The sequence below is a fragment of the Amycolatopsis oliviviridis genome (genome assembly GCF_014654365.1).
In the GTDB taxonomy this organism is placed as follows: Bacteria; Actinomycetota; Actinomycetes; order Mycobacteriales; family Pseudonocardiaceae; genus Amycolatopsis; species Amycolatopsis oliviviridis.
In genome coordinates this window covers 773642-794803 of record NZ_BNAY01000001.1, presented here as the reverse complement: position 1 = coordinate 794803, position 21162 = coordinate 773642, and the positions used below count along the sequence as shown (strand labels likewise).

21 protein-coding genes are annotated in these 21162 nt (G+C 70.2%); 9 read left to right on the top strand and 12 right to left on the bottom strand.

Going from position 1 to position 21162, the window contains the following annotated elements; all coding sequences use genetic code 11:
• Positions 1-4 precede the first annotated feature (4 nt).
• Positions 5-1468: a DNA-3-methyladenine glycosylase 2 family protein gene (locus tag IE302_RS03190; RefSeq protein WP_191251533.1), complete on the bottom strand. Its 1464-nt coding sequence runs from the start codon at positions 1466-1468 to the stop codon at positions 5-7.
• Positions 1469-1524: 56 nt separating this feature from the next.
• The gene (locus IE302_RS03185) at positions 1525-2205 is read right to left on the bottom strand and encodes an HAD family hydrolase (protein ID WP_191251531.1); all 681 of its coding nucleotides are present in this window, start codon (positions 2203-2205) and stop codon (positions 1525-1527) included.
• Positions 2206-2395: 190 nt separating this feature from the next.
• Here IE302_RS03185 and IE302_RS03180 point away from each other — a divergent pair, with 190 nt between their 5' ends.
• On the top strand, positions 2396-3295 hold the full coding sequence (locus IE302_RS03180) for a PAC2 family protein (protein WP_005150209.1): 900 nt from the start codon (positions 2396-2398) through the stop codon (positions 3293-3295).
• A gap of 98 nt (positions 3296-3393) precedes the next feature.
• Here the strand turns inward: IE302_RS03180 and IE302_RS03175 are convergent, their stop codons facing one another.
• The 3 genes from IE302_RS03175 to IE302_RS03165 are packed head-to-tail and all read right to left on the bottom strand — an operon-like array spanning position 3394 to position 6047.
• The gene (locus tag IE302_RS03175) at positions 3394-4218 is read right to left on the bottom strand and encodes a metallophosphoesterase family protein (RefSeq protein WP_191251529.1); all 825 of its coding nucleotides are present in this window, start codon (positions 4216-4218) and stop codon (positions 3394-3396) included.
• 15 nt (positions 4219-4233) lie between these two features.
• Positions 4234-5472 (bottom strand): MFS transporter, encoded by a 1239-nt coding sequence (locus tag IE302_RS03170; RefSeq protein WP_191251527.1) that lies wholly within the window; start codon positions 5470-5472, stop codon positions 4234-4236.
• Complete coding sequence (locus tag IE302_RS03165; protein WP_191251526.1) at positions 5469-6047, bottom strand: ArsR/SmtB family transcription factor; 579 nt, start codon at positions 6045-6047, stop codon at positions 5469-5471. The genes IE302_RS03170 and IE302_RS03165 overlap by 4 nt, the downstream gene beginning before the upstream one ends.
• A 156-nt stretch (positions 6048-6203) precedes the next feature.
• Here IE302_RS03165 and IE302_RS03160 point away from each other — a divergent pair, with 156 nt between their 5' ends.
• Positions 6204-6683 carry a MarR family winged helix-turn-helix transcriptional regulator gene (locus IE302_RS03160; protein ID WP_005150195.1) on the top strand — a complete coding sequence of 160 codons (480 nt, stop codon included), beginning with the start codon at positions 6204-6206 and terminating at the stop codon, positions 6681-6683.
• Between the two features lie 150 nt (positions 6684-6833).
• The gene (locus IE302_RS03155; RefSeq protein WP_191251524.1) at positions 6834-8441 is read left to right on the top strand and encodes an ABC-F family ATP-binding cassette domain-containing protein; all 1608 of its coding nucleotides are present in this window, start codon (positions 6834-6836) and stop codon (positions 8439-8441) included.
• Positions 8442-8513: 72 nt separating this feature from the next.
• Here the strand turns inward: IE302_RS03155 and mshC are convergent, their stop codons facing one another.
• Together mshC and IE302_RS03145 are read right to left on the bottom strand one after the other, a co-directional pair.
• Complete coding sequence (gene mshC, locus IE302_RS03150; protein WP_191251522.1) at positions 8514-9752, bottom strand: cysteine--1-D-myo-inosityl 2-amino-2-deoxy-alpha-D-glucopyranoside ligase; 1239 nt, start codon at positions 9750-9752, stop codon at positions 8514-8516.
• Positions 9753-9827: 75 nt separating this feature from the next.
• On the bottom strand, positions 9828-10592 hold the full coding sequence (locus IE302_RS03145) for a MerR family transcriptional regulator (RefSeq protein ID WP_191251520.1): 765 nt from the start codon (positions 10590-10592) through the stop codon (positions 9828-9830).
• 49 nt (positions 10593-10641) lie between these two features.
• Here IE302_RS03145 and IE302_RS03140 point away from each other — a divergent pair, with 49 nt between their 5' ends.
• Positions 10642-11955, top strand: coding sequence for a cytochrome P450 (locus IE302_RS03140; protein ID WP_191251518.1), 1314 nt, complete (start codon positions 10642-10644; stop codon positions 11953-11955).
• A 1-nt stretch (position 11956) separates the two neighbouring features.
• On the opposite strand, the gene IE302_RS03135 is transcribed toward IE302_RS03140, so the two are convergent.
• Both IE302_RS03135 and IE302_RS03130 read right to left on the bottom strand, forming a co-directional pair.
• Positions 11957-13915 (bottom strand): vWA domain-containing protein, encoded by a 1959-nt coding sequence (locus tag IE302_RS03135; RefSeq protein WP_191251516.1) that lies wholly within the window; start codon positions 13913-13915, stop codon positions 11957-11959.
• Positions 13912-15309, bottom strand: coding sequence for a sigma 54-interacting transcriptional regulator (locus tag IE302_RS03130; RefSeq protein ID WP_191251514.1), 1398 nt, complete (start codon positions 15307-15309; stop codon positions 13912-13914). Before IE302_RS03130 ends, IE302_RS03135 begins: the two co-directional genes overlap by 4 nt.
• 133 nt (positions 15310-15442) lie before the next feature.
• On the opposite strand from IE302_RS03130, the gene IE302_RS03125 reads away from it, so the two are divergent.
• Together IE302_RS03125 and IE302_RS03120 are read left to right on the top strand one after the other, a co-directional pair.
• The gene (locus tag IE302_RS03125; protein ID WP_229907566.1) at positions 15443-15934 is read left to right on the top strand and encodes a hypothetical protein; all 492 of its coding nucleotides are present in this window, start codon (positions 15443-15445) and stop codon (positions 15932-15934) included.
• Positions 15935-15944: 10 nt separating this feature from the next.
• Positions 15945-16742, top strand: a complete 798-nt coding sequence (locus tag IE302_RS03120; protein WP_191251512.1) for an Rv1486c family protein — start codon at positions 15945-15947, stop codon at positions 16740-16742.
• Here the strand turns inward: IE302_RS03120 and IE302_RS03115 are convergent, their stop codons facing one another.
• Together IE302_RS03115 and IE302_RS03110 are read right to left on the bottom strand one after the other, a co-directional pair.
• Positions 16743-17363, bottom strand: a complete 621-nt coding sequence (locus tag IE302_RS03115; protein ID WP_191251510.1) for a VC0807 family protein — start codon at positions 17361-17363, stop codon at positions 16743-16745.
• Positions 17360-18256 (bottom strand): alpha/beta fold hydrolase, encoded by an 897-nt coding sequence (locus IE302_RS03110; protein WP_191251508.1) that lies wholly within the window; start codon positions 18254-18256, stop codon positions 17360-17362. The genes IE302_RS03115 and IE302_RS03110 overlap by 4 nt, the downstream gene beginning before the upstream one ends.
• An 88-nt stretch (positions 18257-18344) precedes the next feature.
• Between IE302_RS03110 and IE302_RS03105 the strand changes: the two genes are divergently transcribed.
• Both IE302_RS03105 and IE302_RS03100 read left to right on the top strand, forming a co-directional pair.
• Positions 18345-18941, top strand: a complete 597-nt coding sequence (locus tag IE302_RS03105; RefSeq protein WP_191251506.1) for a TetR/AcrR family transcriptional regulator — start codon at positions 18345-18347, stop codon at positions 18939-18941.
• Positions 18938-19351: a hypothetical protein gene (locus IE302_RS03100; RefSeq protein ID WP_229907565.1), complete on the top strand. Its 414-nt coding sequence runs from the start codon at positions 18938-18940 to the stop codon at positions 19349-19351. The genes IE302_RS03105 and IE302_RS03100 overlap by 4 nt, the downstream gene beginning before the upstream one ends.
• Positions 19352-19437: 86 nt before the next feature.
• On the opposite strand, the gene IE302_RS03095 is transcribed toward IE302_RS03100, so the two are convergent.
• A complete protein-coding gene (locus tag IE302_RS03095; RefSeq protein ID WP_191251504.1) occupies positions 19438-20484 on the bottom strand; it encodes a ferrochelatase in 1047 nt (348 codons plus the stop codon).
• A gap of 85 nt (positions 20485-20569) precedes the next feature.
• Here IE302_RS03095 and IE302_RS03090 point away from each other — a divergent pair, with 85 nt between their 5' ends.
• Positions 20570-21154, top strand: coding sequence for a TetR/AcrR family transcriptional regulator (locus IE302_RS03090; RefSeq protein ID WP_191251502.1), 585 nt, complete (start codon positions 20570-20572; stop codon positions 21152-21154).
• Positions 21155-21162 lie beyond the last annotated feature (8 nt).

Genomic DNA, 21162 nt, shown 5'->3' with positions numbered 1-21162 from the left:
GGACTCAGGCGGCGGGCAGCCGGTTGATCGGGTGATCACCGGTCGCCCAGAGATGCTGGACGGCGTAGGCGCGCCACGGGCGCCAGCGCTCGGCGTGCGCGGCGAACGCGGCCGGGGCGAGCCCGAGCCCCTTCGCGGCGACCTTGACGCCGAGGTCGGTCGGCAGGAAGGCGTCCGGGTCGCCGAGTGAGCGCATCGCGATGCTCTCGACGGTCCACGGGCCGAAACCGGGCAGCGCGAGCAGCCGTTCCCGGGCCCGCTGCCAGTCACTGCCCGCGCCGAGGTCGAGTTCGCCGCCGTTCAGTTCGGCGACGAGGCCGAGCAGGGTCCGCTTCCGGCTCTGCGGCATCGCCAGGCTTCCCGGGTCGAGCTCCGCGAGCGCGGCGGCGTCCGGGAAGACGTGGGTAAGACCGCCTTCCGGATCGTCGACGGGCTCGCCGTGCGCGAGGACCAGGCGGGCGGCGTGGGTCCGGGCGGCGGCGGTGGAGACCTGCTGGCCCAGGACCGCGCGGACGGCGAACTCGTCGCCGTCGACCGTCCTCGGCACCCGCCTGCCCGGTGCGGCGGTCACGAGCGGTCCGAGCAACCGGTCCGAGGCCAGGGCGTCGTCGACCGCGACCGGGTCGGCGTCGAGGTCGAGCAGGCGGCGGCAACGGCTGATCGCGGTCGAGAGGTCCCGCAGATCCGACAGCGTCAGCCGGCAGCCGATGAAGCCGTCTTCGGGTTTGAGCGCGACGACGGCCGGACCGTGCGGCAACCGCAGCGTCCGCCGGTACGCGCCGTCACGCCACTCCTCGACACCGGGGACGCCGGTCGCGACCAGATGCCCGAAGAGGTTGTCCGGGAACAACGGCTTGCGGTACGGCAAGCGCAGGTTCAGCGTCCCGGGCGCGGTCGCCGGCGCGGTGCGCACGCGGGCCCGCAGTTCGGTCGGCGACAGCGCGAACACCTCGCGGACGGTGTCGTTGAAGGTCCGGACGCTGCCGAACCCCGCGGCGAGGGCGACGTCGATCATCGACAGCCCGGTCGTCTCGATCAGCAGCCGTGCCGTCTGCGCGCGCTGCGCACGGGCGAGGCTGAGCGGGCCCGCGCCGAGTTCGGCGCGCACGTGCCGCTCGACCTGCCGGACGCTGTACCCGAGCCGGGCGGCCAGCCCGCTCACGCCGTCGGTGTCGACGACGCCGTCGGCGATCAGCCGCATCGCCCTGGCCACCAGGTCCGCCCGCTCGTTCCACTGCGGTGAACCGGGACTCGCGTCCGGCCTGCACCGTTTGCAGGCGCGGAACCCGGCCTCCTGAGCGGCCGCCGCGCTCGGGTAGAACGACATGTTCTCCGGTTTGGGCGGGACGACGGGACAGCTCGCCCGGCAATAGATCCGCGTCGTCAGGACGGCGGTGAAGAACCAGCCGTCAAAGCGGGCGTCCTTCGCCTGGACCGCCCGTACGCAGCGCTCGAAATCCTCATGCACCAGGCCAGCATCACCGACCACCAGGGGTGAGGTCTAGCGGAAACGCGACATGGCGGTCAGGGCAGCAGCGCGGTCAGCGTGGGCACGTCGAGGCCGACCAGCGACGAGCGGAACACGCGCCGCTCCCCCGGTTCGACGTCGACGTCGTTCGGGATCACCACGACCGTGCAGCCCGCCGCGGCGGCGGACGCCGCGCCCGGCGGGGAATCCTCGATCGCGACGCACCGGGAAGCCGGGACCCCCAGCAACTCCGTCGCCAGCCGATACGGCCGCGCGTCCGGCTTGTTCAGACCATCGACCTCGTCACCGCAGACAGTGGCGGCGAAGTACTCGCGGCCGATCGTGTTGAGCGCGAGTTCGGTCAGCGACCGTTCGGTGGAGGTGACCAGCGCCATCGGGACACCCTTGGCGCGCAACAGTTCCAGCAGCTCCTGCGCGCCGGGACGCCACGGGAGCGGACCGTCGAAGAGGTTGGCCGTCCGCTTGCGGATCCACTCGCCCATCTCCGCGATCGACTCGGGATCGACGGGTTTGCCGCACACTTCGAGGAGGAACGCGGCCGTGTCGTCCATATTGGACCCGACGAGGCTCAGGCGCTGCTCCTCGGTCAGCGTGCCGCCGAGGGTCTCGACGGCCTCGTAGAGGGCGACGTCCCACAGCTTCTCCGAGTCGACCAGCGTGCCGTCCATATCCCACAGCACGGCGGCGAGTCCGTCCAGTGTGGACGGTTCGGTCACGGCTCCCCCTCACGATCGGATCTTGCGCGTTTCGACGTTCCGTACCCCACGGTAGCCGAGACACGATCACGCCGACGTCGCGGCGTCTTGCCCTGAATGTCGTATTACGGCACCTATGCCTGGTTCGCCCTGAGCGAAGGCGATCGGACATGCTCAACGGTGAATACCCGCCTGGTCGTAGGCTGGTCCGGTGAGTGAGCCCGTCGACGAGACCCAGCGGCCCGGCCGCGACCACCCGGATGACACCAAGCCGATCATGATCGTCGCCTTCGAAGGATGGAACGACGCAGGTGACGCGGCCAGCCGGGCGGTCGAGCATCTTCAGCTCAACTGGGATGCGACACCGCTGAGCGAGCTGAGTCCGGACGAGTACTACGACTTCCAGGTGAGCAGACCTACCGTCCGCATGGTGGACGGCGTCACCCGAAGGGTCGACTGGCCGACCACGCGGCTCTCGGTGTGCCGCCCGGAGGGCCTGAGCCGGGACATCGTGCTGGTCCAGGGACCCGAACCGAACATGCGCTGGCGCGCCTTCTGCGCCGAACTGCTGGAGCACATCCAGCAACTGGACGTGGCCACCGTCGTCACCCTCGGCGCACTGCTCGCCGACACCGCGCACACCCGGCCCGTCCCGGTCACCGGAACGGCGTACGACAAGGACACCGCTTCGCAGTTCGGCCTGGAGCTGAACAACTACCAGGGGCCGACCGGCATCGTCGGGGTCCTGCAGGACTACTGCGTGCAGGCGGGTGTCCCGGCGGTCTCGATCTGGGCGGCCGTGCCGCACTACGTCTCGCATCCGCCGTCGCCCAAGGCCACGCTGGCGCTGCTGCACAAACTCGAGGACGTCCTCGACGTCGAGATCCCGCTCGGTGCCCTTCCCGAGCAGGCCGAGGAGTGGCAGCGGACGGTCACCGAGATGGCCGAGGAGGACGAGGAGATCAGCGAGTACGTCCGGGGACTCGAGGAGCGCGGCGACGCGGAGACCGAGTTCACGCTCGACGACGTGAGCGGGGACAAGATCGCGGCCGAGTTCGAGCGGTACCTGCGGCGCCGTCGTCCGGGACAGGACGGTCCCGGACGGGGCTGACGGCGGCTCTCAAGCGACATGAAAGGCCCCTTCATTGCAAATTTTGCAATGAAGGGGCCTTTCATGTCATTCGGTTCAGGTCACTTGGCGGGCGGACCTCAGAAGATGCGCCGCAGCGGGATGGGACCCCGCGCCCGCTTCCGCCACTCACGCGGATAGCCGAGCGAGACCTCCTCGAAGCGCACCCCGTCCGCCTCGGTGGAGCGCGGGATGTGCAGGTGCCCGTAGACGGCGACCTCCGCCCGGAACCGGCGGTGCCAGTCCTCGGTCTCGGTCGTGCCGCACCAGAGCGCGAACTCCGGGAAGTACAACGGCGCGGTCGGGTGGCGGTGCAGCGGCCAGTGCGACATCAGGATCGTCCCGTGGTCCTCGGGGATCGCCTCCAGCCGCTCCGTGCTGATCTTCACCCGGTCGGCGCACCAGGCCTGCCTGCTGGGGTACGGGTCGGGGTGCAGGAAGAACTCGTCGGTGCACAGCACGCCCGCCTCACGTGCCTCTTCGACGGCCGCCGCCATCGGCAGCCCCTCGGCCGACGGGGTCCGCCAGCTGTAGTCGTACAGCACGAACAGCGGGGCGATCGTCAGCGGCTTCTCCTGGTGTTCCCACACCGGATACGGGTCCTCCGGAGTGAGGACGTCGATCTCCCGGCATCGCTCGACCAGGTGCTCGTAGCGCGCCTGGCCGCGCAGCTGACATTCGTCCTTCTGGGTGGTCCACAGCTCGTGGTTGCCGGGCACCCAGACGACCTTCGCGAAGCGTTCCCGCAAGGTCTTGAGCACCCCGATCACGGATTCGGCGCGTTCGGCGACGTCACCGGCCACGAGCAGCCAGTCGTCGGGGGTCCGGGGGACGACCTCGTCGACGATCGGGGCGTTGCCCTCATGGGTGACGTGGAGGTCGCTGGTGGCGAAGAGATGCGGCACTCCTCCACCGTAGCTTCACTCGGACCGGCGAACCGCCAAAACCGCATCGCAGCGTAACCGGCCCGACGCCGACACTCCCAGCACGACCAACGCCGAGGCGACGTGCAGTGCCGCCTGGATGTTCAGCAGGACACCGCTGCCCAGGACGGAAACCAGCCCACCGGCCAGCAGCGCGCCCAGCGCGGTGAACCCCGCGGTCCCGGCGAACACGGTGCTCAGGACGCGGCCGGACCGTTCGGGCGACGCGGTCGTCTGGACCAGTGAGAGCAACCCGGACCCCGCCAGCACCCCGGGTGCGCCCACCAGGCCGAAGAGGCCGACGAAGACGCCCAGCGACGCGGTCAGCGCGGGCAGGTTCCAGATCACCGCCGACAGCAGGCCGAGCGCGAGCCCGCCCCAGCCGAGCAGAGCGGTGGGCGCGACCTTGCGGGCGACGGTGGCGACGGCGAATCCCGCGGCCAGCCCGCCGAGTGCCTGCACACCGCGCAGCAGGCCGACGTCGCCTTCGGTGCCCTTGAGGATGTCGAGCACGAAGACCACGAAGAGCACCAGGAACATTCCCTGCGCCAGGGAGGTCAGGACCACGACGACACCGGCGAGACGAAGGCGTCCTTCGCGGCCGATCTCGCGGAGGCCGTCGATCCAGGCTCGCAGCACCGGCTCGTGCGGGCCCGCCTGGATGGGCGCGGCGGTCCGCCGGAACGGGCGCGCCAGCAGGATCGAACCGATCACCAGCACGCCGAGGTACGCCACCACGACCCAGCCCAGGCCGCCGAAACCGAGCAGGAGACCGCCCGCCCAGCCGCCGGCGAGCCGCGCGACGCTGCCGTTGATGCTCATGAGCCCGTTGGCGCCGATCAGCTCGTCCGGGGCGACCAGTTCCGGCACGAGCGCGTTGCGGGCGGGCTCGAACAACGAGGCCAGGCCCGCCTGCGCGGCCATGACCCCGTAGATCACGAACGCCGGTCCGCCGGAAGCGACGAACAGTAGCGGGAGCGCGACGAACGCCTGCCCCGCGCACACCACGCACAGCACCAGCCGCCGGTTCCAGCGGTCCGCGACGACACCGGCGACCGGGCTGAGCAGCACCGCGGGCAACAACCCGAGGACGATGCTCAGCGCGGTGGTGGCCGCGGAGCCGGTGGTCTGGAAGATGAACACCGGCAGCGCGATCTGCAGCATCCACTCGGCGGTCTCGGAGAAGAAGGCGGCGATCCACAGCCGCGCGAAGGCGGGTTCTCTCAGCGGTCTCATGCGCTCGGCTTCCCTTCGGCGTCGATACGCAGGAACGCCCGCAGTCCCAAGTGGACCGGACGGGCTCCCGCGGGGGCGTCTTCGCGGATCGCGCCGACGTAAGGCCGGACGAGCGCGTCGATCTCCCGGACCAGCTCGTCCAGCTCGGCCGCGGTCACCCGCAGGGAGTAGGTGTTGAGCCCCGACGCGTCCCGCCATTCCTCGTCGAGCCGGTCGACGACGTCGAGGTAGCGCTCGGTCAGCTCCTTCTCCCGCGCCAGGTTCGTGCCCACGACCGCCAGCTGCGCCCCGTGCAGTTCCGGGTCGTCGCCGAACTCGATGCCGACCTGACAAGCGCGCCAGGGCCGCTCTCGCCCGTCCTCCCCTTCGACCCGCTCCACGAGTCCGTGCTGGGCCAGCTGACGCAGGTGCCAGCTGCAGTTCGAAGCGGTCGAGCCGACCGCGGCCGCGCATTCGCTCGCGGTGCGCGGGCCGACTGCCATCAGATGGTCCACGAGCGCCGACCGGAGCGGATGCGCCAGCGCCCGCATCAGCTCGACGTCCTCGATCCGCTTGCGCGGCGGCAACCCCGTCATCGGCTCGATCCAATCTGAAAGACTTCTTTCGAAAGTTCTCTTTCAGATTCACAGGCGGCTTCGAAGATGTCAAGAAATCCCTCCCGGTACCCTTTCCCAGGCAGTTGCTGCCTGTGGCAGTAACTGCACAAATCAGCTACTGCACGAAGGAAGCACATGCCTGACCAGCGAGAACTCGCCACCGCGGCAGCCCTGGAGATCCCCCGGTTCGTCAGCGCGACCGTCCTGTTCCAGACGGCCATGGCGGAGCGGCTCGGGATCAGCCCCACCGAGTTGCATGGACTCCAGCTGGTCATCAGCGGTGCCGCGACCTCGCCGACCCAGCTGGCGCGCGCCCTCGGCATGACCACCGGCGCGGTGACCCGGATGCTCGACCGCATGGAGGCGCGGCGCCTGGTCGAACGCGTCCCCGACCCCGCCGACCGACGACGGCTCGCGGTGCGCCCGCTCCCCGACCGGCTGGACGACGTGGCCGACCTCTACTCCCCCATGGCCCGCTTCTTCGGCGACCGCCTCGCCCGGCTCGACCGGCGCCAGCTCGCCGCCCTCCTCGGCGTCCTGACCGACGGGCGCGCCTTCGCCGAACAAGAGGCCACACGACTGCGATCCGGATCCCGGAAAGAGGGGGTTGACTAACGCTACACAGGTTGCGTTAGACTGCTCGCATCATGGACAACTGACATCGCACCCTCCCCGTCTCCGAGGCGGCTTCGGTCGAGCACGGCTCCCGTAAGCCACGAAGCCCGGCGGGGATCCCTCATGTCCGAAGAAACCCGGTGATGTCGTATGTCTCTTTCCCTGATCGCCAAAGACCTCGTGCACTCCTACGGCGCCCGTGTCGTGCTCGACGGCGTGAACCTGACCGCATCGGCCGGGCAACGCCTCGGCCTCGTCGGCGAGAACGGCGTCGGCAAGTCCACGCTCCTGAGGTTGCTGGCCGGGGTCGAAGAGCCACAAGGAGGCGAGGTCCTGCGTGGCGACGACCTCGGATTCCTCTTGCAGGAACTGCCGTTTCCGCTGACCGCACGGTTCTCCGACGTCATCGACGACGCACTCGCCGAGATCCGGCGAGCGTCGGCGAGACTCGACGAACTGACCGCGGCGCTCGCGGAACATCCGGACGACGCGGCGGTGCTCGACGAGTACGGCACCGTGCTCGAATGGGCCCAGGCGCACGACCTCTGGGACGCCGACCGGCGGGCCGAAGTCGTATGCGCGGGTCTCGGGCTCGCCGGGATCGACCCGGCGCGCGAACTGGGCACTCTGTCGGGCGGGCAGCGGTCACGGCTCGGCCTGGCCGCGCTGCTGATCCGGCGGCCGGGCACGCTCGTCCTGGACGAGCCGACGAACCACCTCGACGACGCCGCGATGGAGTTCCTGGAACAGCATCTCGCGTCGCTGACCGGTGTCCTCGTGCTGTCGTCGCACGATCGCGTCTTCCTCGACGCGGTGTGCACCGACATCGTCGACCTCGACCCCGCGCTGGGCGGCCCGACCCGGTACGGCGGCACGTATTCCGACTACCTGGACCAGAAACGGGCCGAACGGGCGCGTTGGGAGCAGCGCTACAACGAGGAGCAGGACGAGCTCAAGGAACTGCGCGAATCGGTGGCCGTCACCGCGCGCAACGTCGCGCACAACCGGCCGCAGCGCGACAACGCCAAGATGCTCTACGACTTCAAGACCGGGAGGGTGCAGAAGCAGATCTCACGCCGGGTCCGCAACGCGCAGCTGCGGCTGGACGAACTGGAACGCGACCAGGTGCGGAAACCACCCGCGCCGCTGCGGTTCGAGGGCGACCTGACCGGCGAACCCGGGGAGGGCAAGACGGCGATCTCGGTGCGGGACATCGAGATCACCGGGCGGCTGCGGCTGGCGACGCTCGACATCACGACGACGTCGAGGCTCCTGATCACCGGCGGGAACGGCGCCGGGAAGTCGACGCTGCTGTCGGTTCTCGCCGGCTCGCTGGAGCCGGACTCCGGGACCGTCCTTTCCGGACGCGGGATGCGGATCGGCATGCTGGCCCAGGATGTCGTGTTCGCCGAGCCGGAGAAGACCGCGCAGCGGACCTACGCCGAAGCCCTCGGCGAGGGTGCTCCCCCGTTGCGCGGGCTGGGCCTGCTGGCACCACGCGATCTCGGGACCCGGGTGGGCGCACTGTCGGTCGGGCAGCGGCGCCGGCTCGCGCTCGCGTTGCTGATCGCCGACCCGCCGGAGGTGCTCCTGCTGGACGAGCCGACGAACCACATCTCGCTCACCTTGGCCGAGGAGTTGTTCGCCGCGCTCGATTCGGCGCCCGGAGCCGTCGTCATCGCTTCTCACGATCGGTGGCTGCGCCGGGACTGGTCGGGTGACCACCTCCGGCTGGAAGCCGGTCGCGTCGCCGTGTAGGGCGTTATACACGTGTCAGGAAAGTGGCTTTCAGGACGAAAAATGTCCTGAAAGCCACGTTCCTGACACTTCTCAGAGCTCGATGCCGAGCAGTGCGTCGACCGCGTTCCGGATCAGCCCGGGCGCCGCCGGGTCGGTGCCCGAACGGTTCAGTGCCTGCTCGGCCCACGCGTCGACGGCCGCGAGCGCCTTGGGTGTGTCGAGATCGTCGGTGAGGTGGTCGCGCAGGCGCGCGACGGTGTCCTCCGCGGCCGGACCGGTGCCGAGGGAGACGGCGTCCCGCCAGCGGGCGAGGCGGTCCTCGGCTTCCGCGTGCAACTGCGCGGTCCACGGCCGGTCTTCGCGGTAGTGGCCGGCGAACAGCGCGAGCCGGATGGCGCCCGGATCGACCTTGTCGGCCCGCAGCCGCGAGACGAACACGAGGTTCCCGCGCGACTTCGACATCTTCTCGCCGTCGAGGCCGATCATCCCGGCGTGCACGTAGTGCCGCGCGAACGGCCGGTCCCCCGCGACGGCCTCCGCGTGCGCGGCGCTGTACTCGTGGTGCGGGAAGATCAGGTCCGAGCCGCCGCCCTGGACGTCGAAGCCGAGGCCGAGGCGGTTGACCGCGATCGCGCTGCACTCGATGTGCCAGCCGGGCCGTCCCGCGCCCAGCTCGGACTCCCACGACGGCTCACCGGGCCGCGCCATCCGCCACAGCAGGGCGTCGAGCGGATGCTGCTTGCCGGGCCGGTCCGGGTCGCCGCCGCGTTCGGCGAAGAACTTGGCCATGGTCTCGGCGTCGTAGTTCGACTCGGAACCGAAGTGCCCGGTCGCGTTGTGGTCGAAGTAGATGTCCGGGTACTCCGCGTCGTCCGCGCGGTACGCGCTGCCGTTCGCCAGCAGTTTCGCGATGACCTCGACGATCTCCGGGATGCTCTCCACCGCGCCGACGAACTGTCGCGGCGGCAGCACCCGCAGCGCGGTCATGTCCTCGCGGAACAACGCCGTCTCGCGCATGCCGAGGACGACCCAGTCGTCCTTGTCCCGCTCGGCCCGCTCCAGCAGGGGCTCGTCGATGTCCGTCACGTTCTGCACGTAGTGGACGTCGTGCCCGGCGTCCCGCCACAGGCGGTTCACCAGGTCGAACGTCAGGTACGTGGCGGCGTGCCCCAAGTGGGTGGCGTCGTACGGCGTGATGCCGCAGACGTACATCCGGGCGGTGGACCCGGGCGCCGTGGGGCGGATCTGCCCCGTCGCGGTGTCGTGGAGCCGCAGCGGACGGGGGGTGCCGGGGATACGGGGCACGTCGACCGATGACCAAGTCTGCATACCCCGACTGTAAGCGGAGCCGCCACGCCGTTCCCGTCCGGTGGGAGACGAACACGGCCGGAGTAACCGAAGTCGCTATTTCCCGGCCCTGTCGGCGTTGGCGTGGACAGCGTCCCGGATGTACTCGCCGAGGCCAGGCCGCTGGTCCGGCTCGCGCACCAGGAAGCCGAGCTGGACCGGTTCGGTCGCGTACAGCCCGGCGAGCTCGCGGTGCGTCGCGTGGCCGCACTCGCCCATGAACTCCACGAGCATCCGGCGGTGCTCCTCGGCGAGGTCCATCGCCGCGGCGCTGTCCGCGGGCGCGCCGGAGTCGACCACGTCGAGCAGCCGCCGGACCCAGTCCTGCCGGGCTTTCTCCGCCTCGATCCACTCCTCCTTGGACCGTGGCACGGCCGCCGCACGCCACTGCGAGGTCTCACCCCAACGGCGGACGGCCTCCTCCGCGTAGCCCTCCGGTTCGCGGAACTCGCCGAAGACCTCGAACCGCTCTTCCGGCGTCAAAGCGCTGCCGACTTGCTTCGCCGCGATCACCCGGTCGACGGATTCGGCCATCCGCGTCAGCTCGCCGATCCGCTCCACGAGCAGCGCGCGCTGACGCCGCAGGTGCTCCAGGGCGTCCACTTCCGGGTCGTCGACGACCTTCGCGATCGCGTCCAGGCCGAAGCCGAGTTCGCGGTAGAACAGGACTCGCTGCAAGCGGTCGAGGTCGTCATCGCTGTAGCTGCGGTAGCCGGCGGCCGTCCGCCCGCTCGGTGACACCAGGCCGATCTCGTCGTAGTGATGCAGCGTGCGCACGGTGACCCCGGACAGCTCCGCGACCTTCCCCACCGGATACCCCATCGGCCCAGCGTAGGTGGACTCCGTCACGCATCGCGCGTAGAACCGGGGTATGGGGAGAGCCGGAACCATCACGTCGACCACACTGCCGCCGGGGCCACCGCTGCCCGCCCTCGTCCAGACGCTCGTCGTGGGCAACCTCCGGCATCACGTGCTTCCGCTGCTCAAGCGCCGCTACGGATCCGTCGTCCGGATGAAGTTCGCGCCACACCGCGACATCGTCATGCTCACCGATCTCGACGACATCAAGACCGTGTTCTCCGGGCCGGTCACGACGTTCCACGGCGGCGAAGGCAACGTCACCCTGAAGCCGCTCATGGGCGACCACTCCGTCCTGGTCACCGACGAAGACACCCATCTGCGCACCCGGAAGCTGCTGATGCCCGCGTTCAACGGCGCGGCACTGCGCGGCTACCGCGCCATGATCACCGAGCTGACCACGGCCGAACTGGACCGCTGGCCGCAGAACCGGGCGTTCGGCGCGCACGACCGGATGCGCGCGCTGACGCTGGAGATCATCCTGCGGGTCGTGTTCGGTGTCGCGGAAGGACCGCGGCTCGACGAACTCCGGCGGCTGATCGGACATCTGGTGGAGCTCGACCTGGTCCAGGTGATCGGCTGGCAGAGTCCTCGCCTCCAGCGCTACCGGCCCTGGCGCACGTACGCCGAACGACAGGCCCGGGTCGACGAGCTGCTCTACGCCGAGATCTCCGAACGGCGCCAGGCGTCCGATCTCGACCAGCGGACCGACGTCCTGTCCCGCCTCCTCACGGTGCCCGCCGACGGGGACGAACTGAGCGACGCGGAGCTCCGTGACCAGCTGGTCACCCTGCTGCTCGCCGGGCACGAAACCACGGCGACCGCGCTCGCCTGGGCACTGCACGAGATTTCCCGGGATCCCGAGCAGGCCGCGTTCACCACGCGGGCGGCGGACGAAGGCGACGAAAAGGCACTCGAAGCGGTGATGAAGGAGTCGTTGCGGCTGCGCCCCGTGGTGGGCGAGGTCGTTCGACGGCTGACCGAGGACGTCGAAATCGGCGGCTACCGGATCCCTGCCGGCTTCGACGTCATGCCGTCGATCCTCGTCGTCCACGGCGACGACGATCACCATCCCGATGCGAGGCTCTTCCGGCCCCGGCGGTTCCTCGACGGTTCGCCCCCGGCGGGCAGCTGGCTGCCGTTCGGCGGTGGCGCGCGCCGGTGCCTCGGCGCGGGCTTCTCGTTGATGGAGGGCTCGATCGTGCTGCGGGAGCTGTTCGGCCGGTTCGCCGTCGCCCCGGAACACGCGCGGCCGGAACGGATCCGGTCGCGGCCGATCACCCTGGAACCGGCGCGGGGAGCCAGGATCAAGGTGACCGGCCGCTGAGCTACCGCTTTCTCGTCCGCAGGTAGTCGCCGACCACCGCGGCGCCGAGCCCGTCGAGATCTGGGGCGACCACCCGGCCGCCCGAACGGCGTGCGAGCAGGTCGACGAACTCCGTCAGGCGCGGGTCGTCACCGAGCCGGAACACCGTCACCGACGCGCCCAGTTTCGCCATCCGGTCCACTTCGGACAGTGTCTTGAGCAGCGTCCTCGGCTGGGGCGGGTAGTCGAATTCCGCCGTGCCGTCGGGCTCCAGATGCGCTGTCGGCTCGCCGTCGGTCACCATCAGGACCACCGGCTGCGCGTCCGGGTGCCGCCGCAGATGCCGTCCGGCCAGCAGGAGTGCGTGGTGGGCGTTGGTGCCCTGCTCCCAGGCGCCTTCGAGCCCCACCAGCTCCGCCAGTTCGACCGATGTCGCGTAGCGGCCGAAGGTGATCAGCTGAAGCGCGTCGTTGCGGAACCGGGTGCTGATCAGCTGGTGCAGCGCGAGCGCCGTCCGCTTCATCGGCAGCCAGCGGCCCTCCTGCACCATCGACCACGAGGTGTCCACGAGCAACGCGACCGCCGCGCGCGACCGGTGCTCGGTCTCGATCACCTCGACGTCGGAGACGTCCATCCGGACCGACCGCTCGCCCACCGAAACCGAGCGCAGGACGGAGTTGCGGACCGTCCGGGAGACGTCCCACGGCTGCATGTCCCCGAACCGCCACGGCCTGGTCGCGCCGGTCGGCTCGCCCGCGGCCCCGGCCGACTCGGTCTCCCGCTGCCCCGTCTTGCCGCGCAACGCGTGCACGACGTCGGCGAGCGCCGTCTCCCCCAGCCGCCGCAAAGCCTTGGGGGACAACCGGAGCGTGCCGTCGGGTGCTCGTTCGAACAGACCTTGGCGGCGGAGCTCGCGTTCCAGTTCGGACAGCCGCCGCGCGTCGACTCCGGCATCCGGTCCGAGCTGTCGTTCCAGCGCGTCGACGTCGATGTCCTCCAGCCTCGCGCCCGGGTACGACTGGCCGAGTTGTTCGGCCAGCGCGTCCAGTTCGGCCAGATCGGACATCGCCCTGGCGCCCTCGCCGAGGCCGAGCGGATCGTTGCCCCGGAACCGTTCCGACGACGTCCAGTCCTCGCCGGGCCGCAGCGCGCGCAGCTGGGCGTCCAAAGTGGACAGCTGTTGCGCGAGCCGGGGATCGCCGAACGCCTGCTGGGACAGCTCGGCCAGTTCGGCGCGCTGCTCGGGCGTCATCGAGTTGAGCATCCGCTGGGCCGCGGCGGCGCGGGCAGCGAGGACGTCGATCAGCTCCTCGACGTTCTTCGGGTTCTCCGGGAAGAACTCGCCGTGCTCACGCATGAACTCCGCGAACCGTTCGGGGACGTCCTCGCGCCCCTGGGCGTGCGCGGCCAGGAGTGCGTTGAGGTCGGCGAGCATCTTGTTCGCCCGCTCGGCGTCCTCCGGTCCGGCGTTCTGGAGTGCTTCCTTCATCCCTTCGAAACGGGAATCCAGCAGTTCCCGGCCGAGCAGGTCGCGGATCTTCTCGAAGTTCTCCCTGCCCTGCTGTGAGCGCCAGTCGTACTGACCGAGTTCGCGGACGGCCGCCGCCGTTCCCGGCGGAAGGGCGTCCAGCTGCGCCTCGCGGAAGCGGGCGTCGTCGTCCGGATCGGGGAACAGCTCTCGCCGCTCGGCCTCCAGCGCCTCGTCCAGCAACCGCCGGACCTCCTGGAGCGTGCCGCCCAGCCGATGCCGCCGCTGGATCTCCGACCGGCGCTGCCAAAGCCGCCTGGTCAGCTCGTCCAGCCCGGCGGTGCGCGGAGTACCGCGCCGCAGCAGCTCTTCCAGCGCGGACCGGGGCGAGGCGCCCGCCATGACGTCGCGGCCGATCTCGTCGAGCGCGTCCCGCAGGTCCGCCGGCGGCGCCAGCGGATCCGGGCCGTCGTGCCACGGCCCGTACGAATATCCCTCAGGGAGGAAGCTCATCGGCCGTAGACGGTCGTCGAGTCGTCGGAGTCTTTGGCGAGTCTCCTCGACAGGAACAGCGATTCCAGCGCCAGTTCGACCGCCGCCGCGATCCGCCCCGCCGGTTCGTCCGGGCCGACACCGGCACGCGCGGCGACATCGTGGAGTACCGGCAGTTCGGGCAAGGCGGCGAGGACGTCCTTGCCGGGAACGCGTTCCCCGGTCGCGACCAGGTGCCCGTTCTCGACGGCGTCGGCCAGCGGCACGAGGTCCAGGCCGGCGAACCGCGAACGGGCCGTCTCCGCGACCGCCCGGCGCAGCAGGTGCACGAGGTGCTCGGTCTCGCGTCCCTCCTCCCCCGGCTCGAATTCGAGCTTGCCGCGCAGAACCGCGGGTACGGCGTCGAGGTCGACCGGACGCGCCACGGCGGGCTCTTCGCCGGTGAGCGCGGACCGGCGCAGCGCGGCCGCGCCGACGGTTTCCGCCGCCGCGACGGCGAACCGGGCCGAGACGCCGGACCGCTGGTCGATGGCCGGCGATTCACGCAGGTTCCGCACGAACCGCGCGAGCACCTCCAGCAGCGGCTCGCCGACCTCGGCGACCAGACGCGCCTCCTGCCGGACGACCGCGATCTCGGCGTCGACGTCGAGCGGGTAGTGCGTCCGGATCTCCGCGCCGAACCGGTCCTTGAGCGGGGTGATGATGCGGCCGCGGTTGGTGTAGTCCTCCGGGTTGGCCGTCGACACCAGGAGTACGTCCAGCGGCAGGCGCAGGGTGTACCCGCGCACCTGGATGTCGCGTTCCTCCATCACGTTCAGCAGCGCGACCTGGATGCGCTCGGCGAGGTCCGGCAGCTCGTTGATCGCCACGATGCCGCGGTGGGCGCGCGGGACGAGTCCGAAGTGGATGGTCTCGGGATCGCCGAGGCTGCGGCCTTCGGCGACCTTCACCGGGTCGACGTCGCCGATCAGGTCACCGACCGAAGTGTCCGGTGTGGCCAGTTTCTCCGTGTACCGCTCGTCGCGGTGGCGCCAGGTCACCGGCAGGGCGTCGCCGAGCTCGGCGGCACGGCGGCGTGACTCCGGGGTGATCGGGTCGAGCGGGTGTTCCGCCAGTTCGGCGCCCTCGATGACGGGCGTCCATTCGTCGAGCAGTCCCGCGAGGGTGCGCAGCAGGCGCGTCTTGCCCTGACCGCGTTCGCCGAGGAGGACGACGTCGTGCCCGGCCAGCAACGCGCGTTCCAGCTGTGGCACCACGGTCCGCGAGAAACCGACGATCCCCGGCCAGGGGTCTTCCCCGGCGCGGAGCATGGCGAGCAGGTTGTCGTGCAGTTCTTGTTTGATCGAACGCGGCAGGTGACCCGCCGCGCGGAGGTCCCCGGCGGTCCGGGGCAGGTTTGCGGGAACATCGTTCACCCGTTCGACGCTACGTCGCGATCATGGCCCCTGTCGACGTGAAGCAACTCCAGCTCTGGATCAACCGATCGGTGGAGGGCGGCTCAAAGGATCGGTCGATGTGGGAGACGCGCCATCCCGGAAGGCTGGATCCATGCCCAAGAAACCACCCATACCGGACGGCGAACTCCGCCACCCCCGCGTCCGCGCCGACTTCCGCCGGATCAAGGTGCTCGTCTCCTGCTATATCGGCCTCAGTGTCCTGACCCTCGGCGTGGCCTACCTCTGGCGGAACCGGCCGGATCTGGTGACCGACCTCGTCTGGGTCCGCGGCGAGGGCGTTCTCGTCGCGTCCGTGGTGCTGTTCCTGTTCGTCGTCGGGACCACACGGGGGCGTCGCGGCGCGTACCTGCGGCTGCGGATCGCCTCGGCGGCCATGGTCGTGGCCATCGCGGTGCTGATCTCGCTCCCCGGCTTCCTGCCGGTGTGGATGCGGGTGGAACAAGGACTCTGCGGGCTCGTCCTGATCGGTGTCGCGGTGATCGCCAACGGGACCCGCCTGCGGTCGTTGTTCGCACGCCGAGGAGACGGTGATGTGGTCCGCGTCGCGGGGACGGGCGGCCCCGCTGCTTCGAAGCCCGACTAAAATCAGTCCGGTGTGCCGTCCTAGTGCGACCCTCGCGGTCTGGTCTTCGGCGTGGCTGAACGGAGCCGCCGCCTCCGACGACGTCCTTGACGCCCTTCAGGTCTGGGGCGAAGCCCACGACTTCGTCGCCGCCGACGCGGCGGCCGCCGAAGCGTTCGACCTGCCACTCGCGTTCAACCGGGCCGCGACCCCGGTCCAGTTGCTGCTCGCCCTGCGCTCGCAAGGCGCGAAGAGCATGCAGCTGCTGCTCCCGGTGCCCGGCGACGTCCGGGGACTGGGCGGTGGCGGGCCGTTCACCGAGGCCGCGTTGCGGACCGGCGATGCCGCAGTGCTGCCAGATCTCGGCTACGGCGTGGTGCCCGAGGCGATCGCCGAAGGCCTGATGCGGTGGACCGTGTACTCGGTGCCGACACCGGGCGTCCTCGAATATCGCCCGCTGGGCGAGGCCGAGCACGGCCTGACCGACGCGATCCGCGCGAGCGCCGGCGCTTTGCAGACGCTGGACGTCGCCAGCGAACGACCGGGCGTGCGAGCGGAACTCTCGGCGCGGCTGCGCTCGGCGACCGATTCGCCCTGGCCTGCCGGGATGCCCAGCCGGGCGCTGCGGGTGCTGCAGCGGTCCGAGGAGATCGCGGCGATCCTCGCCATCGCCGAGTCCGACGACCCCGGCGGCGCGCTCTCCTCGTCAGCGGCGCTTCAGCGAGCGGAAGCCTTGCGGCCGCTGAACGAGGCCGTCCGCAACGCGCGCTGTGCGGCCATCAACGAAGCGGTGCGGGTGTTCGCGGAGCAGGCGGACAGGCACCCGTAGTCACGCGGACACGGTGTGCCTTTTCTGGACCTTTTCGGCATACCGGACCGACCACAGGGACAAACCGCCGATGACTGCGACGAGCAGGACCACGCTGAGCGCGTTCATCACGTCGGCCGACAAGAGGTAGACCAGCGGCACCCGGATCACGGCCTCCAGCAGCAGAGCGAGTCCCCACACCGCCGACATCCGGGTGAAGGCCCGGCGGAAGGCGGGCACCTCGTCACTGAGCCTGTCGATCTCGGCGCGTTTCGCCGCACTGGAACCGGCGCGCACGGCGACGAGCACCATCGGCGTCCGGCTGAAACAGCTCACCAGCAGCACGATCGCGGCTGTCCCGGTGGCGAAGGATTCCTTCAGCAGCAAGAACTTCGCGTCACCAGTGACCAGGGAGAGCACGAGCCCGACCCCGAGGACCCCGGCCAGCAACGCGGCGAAGCCGTCGAAGGACCGGTCACGGACCGCGACCCAGGCGATCCGGCAAGCCGCCAGCACGGCCCCGGCCAGCAACGAGACCTGTTCGCTCTGCCCGGCGATCCGGAGCCCGTAGTAGGCGGCCAACGGCAGCGCGACGTCCCAGAGCAGCAACGAAAGCGTCGGGTTCCTCCCGCGCGCCGTCACGAGGGCGCCTTCCCGGCCGCGTCGCATTCGGACAGGAAGGTCAAGATCCGCGCGTTGACCTCGTCCGCCGCTTCGCCCGCGATCGCGTGGGTCGCCGACGGCCACAGCTCGACCTGTCCTTGCGGCAAGAGCTTGCGGGCACGAGCGGCCGCGCGTTCGGGATGATGGATGCCGCTGCGCCCGGCCACGAGGGCCAGCACGGGCATTTTCAGTGAGCGCAACTGTTCGTCGGTGAACAACCTGGGGGCAGGCAGGGCGATGCGGTAGGTCCGCATTCCTTCGTCGATCACCCGCGCGACCGGATCCGTGGCATCGACTTCCGCGCCCCCGGAGATCCAGCGGAGGAACGACGGTCGGGCCCACCGGTCGACGACGGGGACAGCGGAAAGTGTGGCTCGGACGACCAGTCCCGCGGTCAAGCCGCCGAACGTCAGCACGGGGTCGATCACGGTGAGCGACTTGAGCCGTTCCGGTGCCCGCGCGGCGAAGTTCGCCGCGAGCCAGCCGCCGAACGAGTACCCGATCAGGTGGACGGACGGCAGGTCGAGGTGCGTGAGCACCGTGGTCAGCCAGGCGGCCTGGTCCGCGCCGTCGCGGATGGGCGCGGTCTGTTCGCTGCGTCCTGCCTCGCCGATGAGGTCCATCGCGTAGACCTCGCCATGCCGCAGCAGCGCCTTGAGGTTGGGCTCCCACATCACGACGGTCCCGGCCCGGCCGGGCAACAGCACGATCGGCGTTCCGCCCGGCCGCCCGAAGCGGTACACCCGCGCCACCCCGAACGCCGTCTGGATGTCGTGCGTCCCGGCCGGCGTGGGCAACGCCGCCAGACCACGTTCGTACACAGCCTCGTACTCGGCTCGCGCCTCCGACGAGGCGAACCCGCCCAGCTTCATTTCGCCCTCCTCTTTTTACGGTACGATCGGATTGTAAAGCAGTTGGTGATATGTTGGCAATCTGATCGGACTGCCAAAAGGAGGAGCGGTGCCCAAGCGAGTCGATCACGAGCACCGGCGGCAGCAGATCGCCGCGGCCGTCCGCCGCATCGCGGCCGACCGGGGACTCGAAGGCGTCAGCCTGAACGAGGTCGCGGCCGAAGCCGGGATCTCGAAAGGGTTCGTCCAGCACTACTTCGCGTCGAGGGACGACATGCTGCGCTTCGCGACGACGACCCTGCGAAGCGGACTCGAAGAGCGGATCACCGCCGCCCCACCGGAGGCCGACCCGACCGTGCGCGACCTGCTCGTCGCCCTCCTCCCCCTGGACGACGCCGCCCGGGACGACGCGCTGGTCGCCAATGCCTTCCTGGTGCGCGCGCTGAAGGATGCGGAGATCGCCGGTCATTTCCGGACCGGCCATGGCCAGCTCCGCGACGCGGTGGCGGCCATGATCGCCGCCGCGCGGGACGACGGCGATCTCCTGCCCACCGTCGAGCCCGCCACCGAGGCCGGCCTGCTCCTGGCCCTGATGTCCGGCCTGGGGGACGCGGTGCTGCTGGGTTACCAGACCGGCGAAGAGGCCGTCGCCCTGATCGACCTCCACCTGTCGAGGATCACCGCCACCCCGAGGAAAACCCCATGACACATCGCGCCGCTCCAGTACTCGCCGTTGCCTCGCTCGCCCTGCTCAGCGCGTGCGCGCCGAGCTACGACGAGGCCACCACGGAACTCGTCCCCAGCCCCGCGCCCACCTCGGTGGCGGATCGCGAGGACTCACCGCGGGACCTCGCGGGCAAAGTCCAGTACGACATCAAAGGACGGGCCGAGGGCATGATCGGCGGGCCGAACCCCGGCCTCACGCTTCAGTGCGGCGAGTTCTCCGGCTCTTCACTGAGCTGCTCGGCCCGCTTCAAGGACCAGACCGTCCAGATCGACGCCCGGGTCTACGACTACACCCCCGGCAGCTTGCTGGACAGCTACAAGCAGGACATCACCGCGAAGGCGCGGTTCCTCGTCCGGGACGAGTCCACCAGCATGGGCTTCTACGACTGAGCGGTTCTGGGGTTCCCGGATGTCATGAAAGGGCCGTTCCTGACGGATTTCGTCAGGAACGGCCCTTTCATGACACTCTCGAACGCTTACGGACGCGAGGGGCGCTTCGCCGGCTCGCAGCACCCGACGGCGCAAGGTGCCCCGTTGACCGTGCACCCGGCCGCCGGGAACGGCGACAGCTTCCGCGCCGGCGCCCCTTCCGTGTGTTCCCGCACCAGTTCCACGACGAGTTCCGCGAATCGCGGGTCGGTGTCCGGTGTCGCGGCCCGCGCGAAGCCCATGCCGTGCTCCGCGGCGCGCTCGGCGGCCTCGTTGTCGAGGTCCCAGATCACCTCGAGGTGGTCGGACACGAAACCCACCGGGCAGACGACCACCGAGGTGACGCCTTCCGCGTGCAGCGCGTCGATGTGGTCGACGATGTCCGGCTCCAGCCACGGCACCTGCGGCGGACCGGAGCGCGACTGCCAGACGACGTCGTAGGCCTCGATCCCCGCTTCGGCCGCGACGAGCCGGGCGGCCTCGGCGATCTGACGCGAGTAGCGGCGTCCGCCTTCCGAGGGCGGCCCGGACGCGGTGTCGGCGGACTCGGGCACCGAGTGGGCGCAGAAGACCGTCCGCGTTCCGGGCTTGTTCCCCAGTTCCGCGTGCGCGGCGCGGACTGCGTCGACGAAGGCCGCGATGAACAGCGGGTGGTCGAAGAACTGCCGCAGCTTCACCAGTTCCGGCGCGCCGTCGCCGACGGCCGCGCGGGCGCGCTCGATGTCCTCGTCGTACTGACGGCAGGCGGAGTAGCCGCCGTACGCGCTGGTGGGGAAGACCAGGACGCGCTGAGCGCCCGCCTTGGTGATCTCGGCGAGGGTGTCCTCGACCATCGGCCGCCAGTTGCGGTTGCCGAAGTGGACGGGCAGATCGATCCCCGCGGCCGCGAGTTGCTTCTCCACGGCGGAGATCGCGTCCCGGTTCAGGCGGTTGATCGGCGAGACCCCGCCGAAGTGCTGGTAGTGCTCTGAGACCTCGAGCAGCCGTTCCCGGGGGACTCCCCGTCCCCGGGTGACGTTCTCCAGGAACGGCATCACCTCGTCGGGCCCCTCGGGACCACCGAACGAAAGCCAAAGCAGCGCGTCGTAACCCACCCTGTCATCTTGCCGTTGTGGCGCCCCGCACGCTGACCCGGCCCATTTTGAACCGACCGATCCAAAACCTGGTACGGTCGATTCCATGGCCAGGCCGAAGGAATTCGACGAGCGCGCGGCGATCGGGCGCGCCATGGACGCGTTCTGGGCCCGCGGTTACGAGGGCACGTCGACGCAGGCGCTCTGCGAGGCCACCGGCCTGGGCCGCAGCAGCATCTACAACACCTTCACCAGCAAGCACGAGCTGTTCATGCGCGCGCTCGACCACTACGCCGAGCGCGGGATCGTGCTCAGAACGGCCTTGCTGGAGGAATCCGGGACTGGCGTCGAGCGATTCCGCGCCCTGTTCTCGTACACGATCGACGAGGAAGTCACGCACCACGGCCGAGGCTGCCTCGTGGTCAACACCGTGGCCGAGTTCGGCGACCGCGATCCCGAGATCAAGGCACGGATCGACGCCGACACCGCACGGCACCTCACCCTTCTCTCGGCCTGCGCCAGGGAAGGACAGCTCGACGGGACGATCGACAGCGCTCGCGAGCCCGGCGACATCGCCGAGTTCGCGCACAGCACCGTCGCCGGCCTCCGGCTGATGTCCCGCCGCGGCGCCGGGCGAAGGGCCATGGAGGGCGTCGCCGACATCGCGCTGCACGCGATCGCCGCGAAGTAGACCAAAGC